The sequence below is a fragment of the Methylobacillus sp. DLP286 genome (assembly GCF_056636515.1).
Map to the genome: position 1 here is coordinate 2,688,593 of NZ_CM153145.1, position 13,763 is coordinate 2,702,355.

Below are 13,763 nucleotides of genomic sequence, written 5' to 3' on the forward strand. Positions count from 1 at the left end.
CCGCCTGGCCCAGGCTTTTGTGGAAGAGGTGGTTGAGCTGATCGCGCTCACCCCGATGAGCCGTGTAGGCTGATCGGGATGGCGGGGCTGGTTAACGCTGCCTTGGGTCGTGGTAACGCGCCAGCCAATGGGCATAAGGAGGCGGAAGCACCCAGGCCGGGTTTTCCTTGTTCAGTTCCTTGGCTGCTTGGTAGGTCCAGTTTGGATTCTCGAGATGGGCGCGGCCTATCATGGCGATGTCCAGCTGTTCGTTGCGTACGGCCTGGTCGGCGAGGTCGGGCGCGCCGAATCCCCAGGCGGAGGACACAGGGATATTGGCCTCGTTGCGCACGCGCTGGGCGATCGGGGCAAGGAAGGCAGGCCCCCACGGAATCCTGGCCTCTGGGGTGCTGAACCCGATGCTGACGCTGAGCATGTCCAGGCCAAGCTGTTTCCACTCATTGACCAGCTGGATGGATTCGCTCAAGGTCTGCTCATCCTGCCCGTCGAATTCCAGCACGCCGAAACGTGCGGTCAAGGGCAGGTTTTCGGGCCAGACCTTGCGCACGGCGGCCAGGGTTTCGCGCGTGAAGCGGCTACGGTTTTCAGCATTGCCGCCGTATTTATCCGTGCGCAGGTTGGAATGGATGGAGGTGAAGCTCTGCGCCAGGTAGCCGTGGGCGAAGTGCAGCTCCAGCCATTCGAACCCCGCTGCGACGGCGCGCCGGGCGGCATCGACAAAGTTTTGCTGCACCCGTTGGATGTCGGCAACGCTCATGGCGGTCGGCATGCGCGGCAGCAAGCCGCCGAATGCCTTGGCCGAGGGCGCGATGGGTTGCCAGCCACGGGCATCGCCCTCGGGAATGTGGTCGTCGCCTTCCCAGGGAATATTGGCGCTGGCCTTGCGTCCCGCATGGGCGATCTGGATGCCGGGCACAGCCCCGGCAGCCTTGATGGCGGCCGCGATCGTACGCAACTGTTCCGCTTGCGCGTCATTCCACAAGCCCAGGCAATGCGGAGTAATGCGTCCTTCGGGCGCGACGGCGGTGGCTTCGACGATCACGAGGCCGCTGCCGCCGCGAGCAAGAGAAGCGTAGTGGGCTTGATGCCAATCATTGGCCAAGCCGTCGGTCGCCATGTATTGGCACATGGGCGGCACCGCAATGCGGTTTTTTAATTCGACATCTTTCAACTGGTATGAGGAAAATAGGTCTGCCATTGTCATTCCTTTTGAGTAGCGACGGTTGGTAGGTGGGAAAGCATTTCCCTGATGGCGTCAGGGTTTGTTTCCATAGTTCCAAAATATTCGAACTATGGAAACATATTAACGGCTATGATAAATTTTGTCCATGAGACAAATTAAACATCCTGCCATCGAGCAAGTGGAGCTGACCGACATCATGTATGCGCTTTCAGATCCGGCCCGCATGGACATCGTTGGGCACTTGGCGCAGGCGGGACGGCAGATGACGTGCGGCGAACTGGACTTGAACCGCCCCAAGTCCAGCATGTCGCATCACTTCAAGATCCTGCGTGCCGCCGGGCTAGTGGAAACCGTGATCGACGGCAAGGAGCACTTGAACTCCCTGCGGCTTGCCGAGATCGAGCAGAAATTCCCCGGGGTGCTCTCTGCCGTACTCAAGACAATTAAGCTGCCTTGATGGAGAGTCCGACCGGTCTGGATGCCTTGCGCCAATATGCAAAAAAAAAGGCCTAATTCATCGAACCAGGCCGAGGGTGCAGAGTTTCGAGCTTTTTTACCAGTCTGCCCTTGATCGATACTTGATCAACCTACGTAGCGTTTGACCAGGAAGCCGTTCTTGGGATGGAGCACATAGACGAAGTGCTTGCCCAGGTTGCGGTCCGCCCGCTCGGCGGAGGTATTGATGCGGTTGATGTTGAAGCCGTACTTGGGATGCGGGCGGTTGTTGGTGATGACGGCCACGTTCTTGGATGTCCCGACCGCCTGTGTTTCCGCAATGCGCGCATCGAAAGTGACATTGAGCGGGCTGATATTGGCAGCCGCCAGCACTTGGCCATTGAGCAGCGTATTGCCGTTTTGCGCCTGGGCCAGCAGTGCGGAGGAGGCCAATAACGCGAAGGTCAGAATCGAAATTGCCTGTTTCATGATAAATCTCCTGAAAATCAAATCATTAATATTGGTAATTGCTTTGCGATACGTTTGCTAGTGTCTATTGCCATCCACCTCCCAACGCTCTGTATAAGTTGATCATTGCGGAAATCTGCTTCTGCTTGGTCTCGATCAGGTCCATCTTGGCCTCCAGCGCGTCGCGCTGCGTCAGCAGCACTTCCATATAGTCGGCGCGGGCGGATTGGAACAGTTGGTTGGATATCTCGATCGAGTTGGTCAGGGTGTCGACCTGGCTGTTCTTCAACTGGTAGTTCTTGTCGAGGTTGTCCAGGTTCGACAACTGGGTTGCCACTTCGCCATAGGCGTTGATGATGGCCTGCTCGTATTCGAACGCGGCCTTGATCTGCCTAGCGCTGGCGTTCTTGTAGGTCGCGATGATGGCGTTGCGGTTGACCAGCGGCGCGACGAGGTCGCCGCCGAACGAGCCAGCAACCGACTCAGGCATGTTGAGCAGGTAGCGCGGGTTGAACGCCTGGAACCCCAGCCCGGCCTTGAGGGCAAACGATGGATAGAAGTTCGTCTTCGCCACCTCGATGTTGAGCTTGGCGGCTTCCAGCTCCAGTTGCGCCTGGCGGATGTCGGGACGGTTTTCCAGCAACTGGGAAGGGATGCCCACATCCAGCATCTTGGGCTTCATTTTCATGAAGCCGGCAGAAGACCGTGCTATCGGCTGCGGTGTGCGGCCCAGCAGGAAGTTGATGCGGTTCTCCGTCTCGACGATCTTCTGCTTCACTTCATAGCGCTGGCTCTGGTTCTTGTTGACCTCGGCCTCGAACCGCTTTACCGCCAGCGAAGTGGTGCGCGCATATTGCTGCAGCTCCCTCACCACGCCCAGCGCGTTTTCCTGGATCGCGATGTTCTTGTCCAGGTTGTCGAGCTCGTTATCCAGCGCGAGCAGTTCGTAGTAGGAGTTGGCCACCTCCGCCACCAGGTTGGTGATGAGGAAATTCTTCCCCTCCACCGACGCCATGTATTCCATGGTGGCGACCTTGGTGGCATTGCGCAGTTTCTTCCAGACATCCAGCTCCCAGGAGGCGACCAGCCCGAACTGGTAATTGCCGAAGTATTTGGGAAAATGCTTGCCTTCCTTGATCTCCAGGCCTTCCTCGATCGCGCCGTTGCGGGTATAGCGCGCGGTCTTCTCGGTTTCGGCGGTGGCGCCGATGCCGACCGAGGGCAGGTATTCGCCCTTGCGCGCCAGAATCTCGTTCTCGGCAACGCTGATGCGCTGCATGAGGATGTTGATCTCCTTGTTATTGGCAATGGCGGTATCGATCAACGTCGCCAGGTGCTGGTCCTCGAAGAACTCCCTCCAGTTGATGCGGGCAGCGCTGCCCGCGCCAGCAGCGCTATCGTTCGCACTGCTGTAATGCTCGGGCAGCGCGACCTGCGGCTCTTTTTTCGTGATCATCGGGATGGCGCACGATTGCACCATGAGCGCCAGGCATCCCAACACGGCAAGTTGAATGGCTTTATTCTTGGTCATCATCGTTTTTGCTGTAGTGATAGATTTCAGTTAAAGGCTCGACTTCTTCGTTCCTGATCATCGATTTGCCGTCGGACAGCTTGGCAAAGATGTAGTACAGGCCAGGGATGAGAATGACGCCGAAGATGGTGCCGAACAGCATGCCGCCCAGCGCCGAGCTGCCGATGGTGCGGTTGCCCACCGCGCCCGCGCCTGTGGCGACGACCAGCGGGATCAGGCCGGCGATAAAGGCGAACGAGGTCATCAGGATGGGGCGGAAACGCACGCGTGCGCTCTCGATCGCGGCATCCTTGATCGAGAGGCCTTGCGCATGCTTCTGCACCGCATATTCCACAATCAGCACCGCGTTCTTCCCGAGCAGGCCGACCAGCATCACCAGCCCGACCTGGGCGTAGATGTCGTTGGCGAGGCCCAATGCCTTGAGCAGGAAGAATGAGCCGAACACGCCCGCGGGCAGTGACAACACCACAACCAAAGGCAAAATGAAGCTTTCATACTGCGCCGCCAGCACCATGTAGACGAACACCAGCACGACGCCGAAGATGATGATGGCCTCATTGCCGCGGTTGGCCTCGTCGAAGGACAGGCCTTCCCAGCCGACGTCATAGCCGTGCGGCAGGGTGGCTTTCGCCACTTGTTCCACGGCCTTGATCGCGTCGTCCGTGGTGTAGCCGTCGGCAGGCATGGCGCGGATGGTGGCGGAGTTGTACAGGTTGTAGCGCGTGATCTCGTTCGGGCCCTGCATCTTCTTCAGCTTCATGAAGGCCGAGTAGGGCACCATTTCGCCTTCCTCGTTCTTCACGTAGTAGTTGAGGATGTCGGTAGGGTAACGGCGGAATTCCGGCCCGGCCTGGGTGTAGACCTTGAAGAAGTTGTTGAAGCGGATGAAGCCCTGTTCGTAGGTACTGCCGATCAGGATGTCCAGGTTGTCCATCGCCTTGGCGATCGAGACCTTCTTCTGCATGGCGAGCTTGTTGTCGATCTGGATTTCATACTGCGGGTAGTTCGCCGCATAGAAGGTGAACAGGCCGGTGAGCTCCTTGCGCTTGGCGAGCGCTTTCATGAAGTCCTGGTTGATCTTGTCGAACTCGTGGTAATCCGTGTTATCGGTCTTGTCGAGCAGGCGCAGCGCCAGGCCCGATGCCGCGCCATAGCCGGGGACGGCTGGCGGTTCGAAGAACTCGATCACGGCGCCGAAGTCCTTGGTCTTCTCTTCCAGCTCCTCGATGATCTGGTGCACGGATTGCTTGCGCTCGGACCAGTCCTTGAGGTTGATGATGCAAGTGCCGGCATTGGAGCCGCGGCCCTCGGTCAGCACCTCGTACCCCGCCAGGGAAGATACCGATTGCACGCCCTCGACCTTGGAGGCGATGCCCTGCAACTGCCGGGCGATCTTGTTGGTGACTTCCAGCGTGGAGCCGGGCGGAGTCTGGATGATCGCATACACCATGCCTTGGTCCTCGCCCGGGATGAAGCCCGCGGGCAATGTCTTGTCGACCAGGAAGGTGCCGGCGGCGAACGCGGCCAGCATGAGGAAGGTGACGATGCGGCGCGTGACGACGATATCCAGCAACTGGGTGTAGCGTCCCGTCACCTTCTCGAACACATGGTTGAAGGCATTGATGAACAAGCTGACCGGGGTCTTGCGCTTGGGCTGGCCGTGGTTGTTCTTCAGCAGCATCGCGCACAGCACCGGCGTCAGCGACAAGGCGACGACGCCCGAGATGATGATGGAAGCTGCCATGGTGATGGAGAATTGGCGGTAGAACACGCCCACCGGCCCGGTCATGAAGGCCACGGGCACGAACACGGCGGTCATCACCAGGGTAATGGCGACGATCGCCCCGCCGATCTCCCCCAGCACCTTTTGGGTGGCTTTGTAGGGAGTCAAGTGCTCGGTTTCCATCTTGGCATGGACAGCTTCCACAACCACAATGGCGTTATCCACCACGATACCGATCGCCAGCACCAGCGCGAACAGCGTGATCAGGTTGATCGAAATCCCGAACATCTGCATGACGAAGAAGGTGCCGATCAGCGAAACCGGCACCGCCAGGATCGGGATCAGGGTGGAACGCCAGTCGCCCAGGAAGATGAACACCACCAGGGCTACCAGGACGAACGCCTCGATCAGGGTGTGGATCACCTTTTCGATCGAGGCATCCAGGAACTTGGATACGTCGTAGTTGACTTCATAATCCATGCCTTCGGGGAAGGAGGTCTTCAGTTCCTCCATTCTTTCCTTCACATGCTCGATCACTTCGGTGGCGTTGCTGCCGTAGTTCTGCTTGAGCACAATGGCCGCCGAAGGATAGCCATCTTTGTTGGAGTAAATGTCGTAGAACTCGCTGTTCAGCTCGACCTTGGCGATGTCCTTGAGGTGGAGGATCTCGCCTTCGGAATTGGCGCGGATGATGATGTCTGCATACTGCTCGGGCTTGTTGTAGCGGCCCTGGTAGATCAGCACGTATTCCTTGGACTGCGCGGTGATGCCCGAGCTCTGGCCCAGGCGGCCCGGGCGGCCGATCACGCTCTGGCTGTTGATCGCCTCCATGACTTCCTCGGTGGAGACGTTGTAGGCGCGCATGCGCTCGGGGTTGAGCCAGATGCGCATCGCGTACTGGCGGCTGCCGAGAATCTTGGCCTGGGCGATGCCGTTGACGCGCTGTATCTCGGGGATGATGTTGACGTTGGCGTAGTTGAAGAGGAATTTCTCGTCCGCGTGTTTATCCTTGCTGTAAAGGTTGATGTACATCAGCATGCTGGGCTGGACGCGCTCGACCACCACGCCTTCCATCTGCACCAACTCGGGCAGGCGGCTCATTACCTGGTCGATGCGGGTCTTGACGTTGATCATGGCCTGGTTGGGGTCCACGCCGAGGTCAAAGATCACCTGGATCGTGGCTTCGCCGGCACTCGTCGCATCAGATACGATGTACTTCATGCCGGGCACGCCGTTGATCGCGCGCTCGATGGTGATCAGCGAGGATTGCACCAGCACGTCGGCGCTGGCGCCGGGATAGGCTAGCGAGACGATCACGCGCGGCGGCGCGATGTCGGGAAACTGCGATGTGGGCAGGGTCTTGATCGACAAGAACCCCATGAATACGATCAATAGCGACAATACAATCGCCATGACCGGTCTTTTGATGAAAATATTCAGCATTGATCTCGTCGCCTGGTTGGGTTATTCAGCGTAAAGGCTCAGGTCCGACATGGCCTTGTCAGGGGAGATGAAATCGACGGCGACCTGTTCGCCGTTATGGACTTTCCTCAAGCCCTCGATCAGGATTTTGTCGCTCGCTTCCAGGCCGTCCTTGACGATGTAGAGGTGGGGCAGCTCCGCATCGATGGTGACCAGCCGCTGCTGAATCTTGTTGTCCTTGTCGATGACGTAGACGTAGACCTTGTCGAGAATCTCGAACGTGGCTTTCTGCGGGATCAGCAAGGCATCCTTGTAGGGGATATTCATGAGGATGCTGCCGGTCTGGCCGTGCCGCAGTACTTGGTTGGGATTGGGAAAGGCGGCGCGGAAGGCGATGTTGCCGGTCTTGTTGTCGAAATCGGCCTCTATGGTCTCGACCACGCCTTCCTGGTCGAACACGTCGCCGTTCGCCATCTTCAGCTTCACCTTTTCCTTGTCCTGGGCGTGGTTCTTCTTGCTCTGGACGTAGTCGAGGTATTCGGATTCCGGTACGTTGAAGTACACCCACATCCTGCTGATGTCGGACAGCGTGGTCAGCAAGTCGCCCTCATCCACCAGGCTGCCGTTCCTGGCTTCCAGGTGGTCCATGATGCCGGTGAAAGGCGCCTTGATATTGGTGAAGCCGAGATGCGTTTCCGCCACGTTGACCTCGGCGTTAGCCTTGTCCAGCTTGGCCTTGGCAAGCGCCAGCTCATTGGGCGAAACGATGTTCTTGTCCGCCAGCGCCTTGGTGTTGTCGTATTCGATCTTGGTCATGTTGGCCTCGGCCTTGGCCTTCTGCAGATCGGCCTGGTAGAGGTTGGGCATGATGCGGAACATGGGTTGGCCCTTGGCGACCTGCTGCCCCTCGTCGACAAACGTGTCCTGCAGGTAGCCCCGTTCCAGGGCGCGGACCTCGATATGCCGGATGGCACGGATCTGGGAAACGTATTCCTTCACGATGGAGGTGTCCTGACGCAGCGGCGAGGTCACCTTGAGCTTGGGCAGTTCATGGGGTTCGTTGGATTCAGCCTGGTGGCAGCCGCTCAGCAGCGCCGCCATCACGCCTAGGGCGAAAGAAAGTTTTTTCATCATAAGATTGATCGATGCTCGGTTAATAAAGAGGTCAAGTCCTGAATTCATCGCGTGCAAGGCCTTGCGACGCATGTGCATCAAGCGCACAGGGTCAGGCGGGCAATGGTCAGCGTGAGTTAGGGGTGTTACCGGGCAGGATTTCCGCAGGAGCAGTCAGCGTTGCTGAATACCGGGCAGCATGAGGCGTGGCAATGGCGAATGAAGCCGTTTGCTTGCCACTGCATGCAGTGGTATTCGAGGTATTCAAGTCATTGGGTAAAACAAGCCCATGCCTGAATACGATCTCATCGCATTGTTAACGTCCGGTGGAAATACTGCGTGGGCGGGAAATGCCCTTTGAGGCGCAAACAAAATTCAGTGCAACGGTTCTGGCTAGGCGTTCTGCCGCAGACAGTACAACTAGTACGGTAAGACAGCAGAACAACGACGCCAGAGAAGGATTTTGTTAGCGGCCCTTAGGCAAGAGATGGAGGATCTCGGGGTCTTGCGTTGGTGGAGAAATAAAGGCGTTTTGCCGTGGTGTTGCTTGTCCGCGTCCAGGAGACCGGTGCGCTGGCAACGAGCAGAAGCGCGGTGAGTAGGAAACCAGTGAAGGATAGCGCCAGCGTGGAAGGCGGTTCGCCGCCTCCCGTGGGAGAAGATTCGACTTTGACGATTTGAACAACGTTGGCATCCGTGACGTAGAGTGCGTCAGGCAGCTGCATGCAGATATAGGCCAAGCTGAGCAAAGACAATACGACTGACAGCAATATCAGTCGAATTCTCAAGGCAGTCGGATCTAATCTTTGTTCCATTACGTTTCTTATGTTCAATCGTTACCAATTACATGCATCGGGGCTGCCCGACACATTAAAGGCGATATTCATCCTAGCATGGGTAAAAAAATTATTGCAATAGGAATACTTAACGCTCTTGCAGTTAAGCGGTTCGACTGCCGAGGTTCAAATTGGTTTCCTGATTTCGAAAATAGATGTCGGCACACGGCCGGAACCGCTGGCGTATCAAGCCCACCAGGCCATTGTGTAGCCAGGCGACGCCTCACGTTGCGGGGAGCTCCGTGGATTATCCGGTAAAGAGTTGTTTAAAGCCTTATAATTGCATATTCAATCGAGTCGTTTTGCAGGGAGCAGTAAATGTCGGAAGGGTTTGAGGATGTGGCAATCCAGCAGCTTCATTTGAGCTACAGCAGCCACCAGGATCGCATGTTGCTCAAAATCAGCCTGGCTGATGCGGCAGAGCTTAATGCCTGGCTGACGCGGCGTATCGTGCGTGTGCTGTGGGGATTGCTGCAGGATAGCGAGCTCTCTCCCGTGAACATGCATGAAACCCTGGCCGTGACGGCCGAGGAGCTGCTAGAGCATTTCAACCAGGAGGTGGAAAGTTTGCCACTGATACAGGGCATCAACCTTTCTGGCGCCTACCATGACATCAAGCTGGCGACCGCCGAGCCGCCGGTACTGATTGCCGAGTGCAAGCTGGTCCATATGGACCATACCGAATCCATGCTGGAGCTGCATAGCCAGGCCGGGGAAGTCTATAGCATCGCGCTGACAGCGGAATTGAGCCATGCCTTGAGCAGCATGCTGCAATTGGCGACACAGGAAGCCGCCTGGGACCTGGGCCTGACGACGGATCGTATTGTATTGGCGGACGAGGCGGCATCCTACGTCCTGCATTAAACCAGCGCATGACGACCAGTAACGCATCCTTGTTGCAGCGCAGCCTGGCTTCCGTCTGGCATCCCTGCACCCAGATGAAGCAGCATGAAGCGTTGCCTCTGGTGCCGGTCAGGCGCGGCGAGGGCGTGTGGCTGGAAGACTTTGACGGCAAGCGCTACCTGGACGGCGTCAGTTCGTGGTGGGTCAACCTGTTTGGCCATAACCATCCCCATATCAAGCAGGCAATCGCGGCACAGCTGGACCAGCTCGAGCACGTGATACTGGCGGGCTTCACCCACGAGCCGGTGGTGCGGCTTTCCGAACAGCTGTCTGCGCTTACCGGGCTTGGACATAGTTTCTACGCGTCCGACGGCGCCTCCGCCACCGAGATCGCGCTCAAGATGAGTTTCCACTACTGGCGCAACCATGGGCAGCCCGGCAAGACGCGCTTTCTCAGCCTGCAGAACGGCTACCACGGCGAAACCCTGGGGTCGCTTTCCGTCACAGATGTCGCCCTGTTCAAGGATACCTATGCGCCTTTGCTGCGCGAGTCCGTATCGTTGCCCAGCCCGGATTGGCGGCTTGCGGAGCCGGGCGAGAGCGCGGAGCAATATGCCTTGCGTTGTGCGGAGCAGGCCGAGGCATACATCGCTGAGCATCATGCCGCGATTGCCGCAGTGATTGTCGAGCCGCTGGTGCAGTGTGCCACGGGCATGGCGATGTATCACCCCATCTACTTGCAGCGCTTGCGTGCATTATGCGACCGTTACCGGGTGCACCTGATCGCGGACGAGATCGCCGTGGGCTTCGGCCGCACCGGCACCATGTTCGCCACCGAGCAGGCCGGCATCAAGCCTGATTTCATTTGCCTTTCCAAGGGCATCACGGGCGGCTACCTGCCGCTTTCCGTCGTGCAGACGACGGATGACGTCTACGCCGCATTCTACGATGACAATGTCGCGCGAGGCTTCCTGCATTCGCACAGCTACACCGGCAATGCCCTGGCATGCAGCGCGGCGCTCGCCACACTGGAGATATTCGCGCAACAGGATGTGCTGAACAGCAACCGCCGCAAGGCCGATTATCTCAACCGCAAGCTGGCAGCATGGCAAAGCCTGCCGATTGCCCACTTGCGCAATACCGGCATGATCTGGGCGTTCGACGCCATCCCTGGCCAGCCCGGTTTCCAGCAGCGGTTCTACCAGGCGGCGTTGCAACGGGGGCTGTTGTTGCGGCCGGTGGGCAATACGGTCTATTTCATGCCGCCTTACGTCATCAGCGAGGAAGAAATGGACTGGATGCTGGAACAAGCCTTGGCTGCGTTGGAGGAGAGCATATGAGGTTGCTTTGGGTAGGCCTGCTGCTGGGGATGGTCACGCTGGTGCATGCCGCGGTGCCGGAACCGGTCGGCGAGTTGCTGAGGAAAAACGGCATTCCTGCCGAGAATGTCTCTGTCTATGTGCAGCGTGTCGACCAGCCGTCGCCATTGGTGGATCACCAAAGCGACCGGCCGATGAAGACCGCCTCGACTATGAAACTGCTGAGCACCTATGCCGGGCTGGAGCTGCTTGGGCCGGCCTATCGCTGGCGCACCGAGGTCTACCATGATGGAAGGCTGGAAAATGGCGTCTTGCACGGCAACTTGATCATTCAAGGGCGTGGCGATCCCTACCTGCTTGCCGCCGATATGCGGGCGATGCTGGAGGACTTGCAATTGGCGGGCGTGGAGGACATCCGGGGCGATATCGTGCTGGATACCCGCTATTTTGCCCGGCGCTACCATGACGCCGCCGAGTTCGACGACAAGCCGCATGCGCCCTACAACGCCGTGCCCAACGCGTTTGCCGTCAATATCAAGTCCACCTCGTTCCATTTCCTGGTCGAGGGAGGCAAGCTGAACATCGAGGCCGATCCTGAACTGCCGGAAATCCATATTCACAACCAGCTGAACCTGGTGCGCGGCGATTGCGGGGATTGGAAAAGCCGGCTGCAGTTCGTGGTGGAACCGGTGGGCGACGAGGTGAATGTGACTTTCAGGGGAGAATACCCCTCGGCTTGCCGCGGCAAGACCCTGGAATTGAACGTGCTGGAAGATGGGCCATATGCCTACGGCTTGTTCCGTAGCAATTGGCTGTCGTTAGGCGGCAAGCTCCGCGGCGGGTGGCGTTATGGCGCATTGCCCGAAGGCGCCCAGCGCTTGGTGACCCATGACTCGCAGCCGTTGTCGGAAATTATCCGCACCATTAACAAATACAGCAATAACCTCATGGTGAGGCAATTGTTCTTGACCATGGCGGCAGAGCGGGTTGCCAGCCCGGCGACCGAGGCCGATGGCGTTCATGTCGTCAAGGCGTGGCTTGCCAGCAAGGGGCTGCATTTCCCTGAATTGATATTGGAGAACGGCTCCGGACTCTCGCGCGATGAGCAGATCACGGCGCGGCACATGGCGGCATTCCTGCTGGCGGCCTATGCCAGCCCGGTGATGCCGGAATATCTTTCCGCGCTGCCTATCCCCTCGGTGGACGGCACCATGGCCAACCGCTTGCGCAACAGCCAGGCCAGGGGCAGCGCGCACCTGAAAACCGGCACCATCAACGGCGTCAGCGCTTTGGCGGGCTATGTGCACGACCGCAGGGGCCGGCGCTGGGTAGCCGTGATCATGGTGAACGATCCCAAGGCCAGCGCCTCGCGCGCGGCGCAGGATGCGCTCATCGACTGGGTCTACCAGCAGCCTTGATCCGCACAGGGCCGCATAATCTAGGTATCATACTGGCTTCGCGCCGCGTGCAAGCGCCTGTGTTTGGCGAGTGCGCTGCTGTTGTAAACCTGCTATCGGAGTAATCCATGAAACCAATTGCCATGCTGGCAAGCGCGTTCGTGCTGGCCATGCTCGCCATGAGTGGCTGTTCAGCCGATACCAATAGTGACAAGGAAAAAATCGTAATGAGCGACAACATCACCGAATTACAGAAAATCGACACCCAGGTAGGTGAGGGCCGTGAAGCCGAAGCCGGCCTGAACGTGACCGTGCACTACACCGGCTGGCTGTACGACCCCAGCAAACCCGACGGCAAGGGCGCCAAGTTCGACAGCTCCGTGGACCGCCGCGAACCTTTCGTGTTCTATCTGGGCGGCGGGCAGGTCATCCGCGGCTGGGACGAAGGCTTTGCCGGCATGAAGGTGGGCGGCAAGCGCACCCTCGTCATCCCGCCGGAGTACGGCTATGGCGCGCGCGGCGCCGGCGGCGTAATCCCGCCTAATGCCACCCTGGTATTCGATGTGGAGCTGCTGGGCGTCAAGTAAGCGCTTGCTAATGGCATCCATGGTATGTGCCGTGGATGTTTTTTCCATCTAGGTTGAGTGGGACAAAAGGCAAAATGAAAGCACGTGTTAAGTGGATTGAGAACGTCTGTTTCATGGGCGAGTCAGAGACCGGTCATGCCGTGGTGCTTGACGGCGCGCCGGAAGCTGGTGGCCGCAACCTGGGCATGCGACCGATGGAAATGCTGCTGATCGGCATGGGCGCCTGCACGTCGTTCGATGTCGTTACCATCCTCAAGAAGTCGCGCCAGCCCGTGACGGATTGCGTGGCCGAGATCAGCGCCGAGCGCGCGGACGAAATCCCCAAGGTATTCACCAAGATACACGTGCATTTCGTCGTGACCGGCAAGGGCCTGAATCCGGCCCAGGTGGAACGCGCCGTCAAATTATCGGCCGAGAAGTATTGCTCGGCTTCCATCATGCTTGGCAAGGCGGCCGAGATCACCCACGGCTTCGAAATCCAAGAGGCCGAGCTTTGAGCCGACCCCGGGGCATGCAAGGGCTGCGCCATGTGGCCTTGTTCGTGCAGGATATCGAAGCCTGCCTGCATTTCTATGTCGACATCCTCGGCATGCAGGTCGAGTGGCAGCCCGACCCCGATAACTACTATCTCACCTCGGGCAACGACAACCTCGCATTGCACCGCAGCAACGAAGCTATGGATGGCAAGCAGCGACTCGACCATATCGGTTTCATCATCAGCCATATAGAGTTGGTGGACGAGTGGCATGCCCATTTTGTCGCCAACGGCGTCAAGATACTCATGGCGCCCAAAACCCATCGCGATGGCGCGAGAAGCTTCTATTGCGCCGACCCCGCCGGGACTCACGTACAGATCATCTACCACCCGCCGATTTCCGGCAGGCTCTAGACATAAAAAAGCCCCGC

Annotated in this window: 13 protein-coding genes; 7 read left to right on the forward strand and 6 right to left on the reverse strand. The window is 58.5% G+C overall.

Annotated features, from left to right (window positions below; all coding sequences use genetic code 11):
- Window positions 1–91: 91 nt before the first annotated feature.
- Window positions 92–1,198 carry an NADH:flavin oxidoreductase/NADH oxidase gene (locus ACWXTG_RS12930; RefSeq protein ID WP_480220114.1) on the reverse strand — a complete coding sequence of 369 codons (1,107 nt, stop codon included), beginning with the start codon at window positions 1,196–1,198 and terminating at the stop codon, window positions 92–94.
- A 130-nt stretch (window positions 1,199–1,328) separates the two neighbouring features.
- Here ACWXTG_RS12930 and ACWXTG_RS12935 point away from each other — a divergent pair, with 130 nt between their 5' ends.
- Window positions 1,329–1,640, forward strand: coding sequence for an ArsR/SmtB family transcription factor (locus tag ACWXTG_RS12935; RefSeq protein ID WP_480220115.1), 312 nt, complete (start codon window positions 1,329–1,331; stop codon window positions 1,638–1,640).
- Between the two features lie 125 nt (window positions 1,641–1,765).
- Here the strand turns inward: ACWXTG_RS12935 and ACWXTG_RS12940 are convergent, their stop codons facing one another.
- The 5 genes from ACWXTG_RS12940 to ACWXTG_RS12960 form a co-directional block, all read right to left on the reverse strand.
- The gene (locus ACWXTG_RS12940; RefSeq protein WP_480220116.1) at window positions 1,766–2,107 is read right to left on the reverse strand and encodes a hypothetical protein; all 342 of its coding nucleotides are present in this window, start codon (window positions 2,105–2,107) and stop codon (window positions 1,766–1,768) included.
- 64 nt (window positions 2,108–2,171) lie between these two features.
- Window positions 2,172–3,620 (reverse strand): TolC family protein, encoded by a 1,449-nt coding sequence (locus ACWXTG_RS12945; protein WP_480220117.1) that lies wholly within the window; start codon window positions 3,618–3,620, stop codon window positions 2,172–2,174.
- On the reverse strand, window positions 3,604–6,783 hold the full coding sequence (locus tag ACWXTG_RS12950; RefSeq protein ID WP_480220118.1) for an efflux RND transporter permease subunit: 3,180 nt from the start codon (window positions 6,781–6,783) through the stop codon (window positions 3,604–3,606). The genes ACWXTG_RS12945 and ACWXTG_RS12950 overlap by 17 nt, the downstream gene beginning before the upstream one ends.
- Window positions 6,784–6,804: 21 nt before the next feature.
- Window positions 6,805–7,896: an efflux RND transporter periplasmic adaptor subunit gene (locus ACWXTG_RS12955; protein ID WP_480220119.1), complete on the reverse strand. Its 1,092-nt coding sequence runs from the start codon at window positions 7,894–7,896 to the stop codon at window positions 6,805–6,807.
- Between the two features lie 455 nt (window positions 7,897–8,351).
- Complete coding sequence (locus tag ACWXTG_RS12960) at window positions 8,352–8,690, reverse strand: hypothetical protein (RefSeq protein WP_407995583.1); 339 nt, start codon at window positions 8,688–8,690, stop codon at window positions 8,352–8,354.
- A 339-nt stretch (window positions 8,691–9,029) separates the two neighbouring features.
- Between ACWXTG_RS12960 and ACWXTG_RS12965 the strand changes: the two genes are divergently transcribed.
- From ACWXTG_RS12965 to ACWXTG_RS12990, 6 genes are all read left to right on the forward strand, one after another.
- Window positions 9,030–9,575, forward strand: a complete 546-nt coding sequence (locus tag ACWXTG_RS12965) for a hypothetical protein (RefSeq protein ID WP_407994654.1) — start codon at window positions 9,030–9,032, stop codon at window positions 9,573–9,575.
- Between the two features lie 8 nt (window positions 9,576–9,583).
- A complete protein-coding gene (gene bioA / locus ACWXTG_RS12970) occupies window positions 9,584–10,894 on the forward strand; it encodes an adenosylmethionine--8-amino-7-oxononanoate transaminase (protein ID WP_480220120.1) in 1,311 nt (436 codons plus the stop codon).
- Window positions 10,891–12,291 carry a D-alanyl-D-alanine carboxypeptidase/D-alanyl-D-alanine endopeptidase gene (gene dacB, locus ACWXTG_RS12975; protein ID WP_480220121.1) on the forward strand — a complete coding sequence of 467 codons (1,401 nt, stop codon included), beginning with the start codon at window positions 10,891–10,893 and terminating at the stop codon, window positions 12,289–12,291. The genes bioA and dacB overlap by 4 nt, the downstream gene beginning before the upstream one ends.
- A 107-nt stretch (window positions 12,292–12,398) precedes the next feature.
- Window positions 12,399–12,857 carry an FKBP-type peptidyl-prolyl cis-trans isomerase gene (locus ACWXTG_RS12980; protein ID WP_407994657.1) on the forward strand — a complete coding sequence of 153 codons (459 nt, stop codon included), beginning with the start codon at window positions 12,399–12,401 and terminating at the stop codon, window positions 12,855–12,857.
- A 74-nt stretch (window positions 12,858–12,931) separates the two neighbouring features.
- Window positions 12,932–13,354, forward strand: a complete 423-nt coding sequence (locus ACWXTG_RS12985) for an OsmC family protein (RefSeq protein WP_480220122.1) — start codon at window positions 12,932–12,934, stop codon at window positions 13,352–13,354.
- Between the two features lie 14 nt (window positions 13,355–13,368).
- Entirely contained in the window at window positions 13,369–13,746 is a 378-nt protein-coding gene (locus ACWXTG_RS12990; protein WP_309565110.1) for a VOC family protein, read from the forward strand.
- Window positions 13,747–13,763 lie beyond the last annotated feature (17 nt).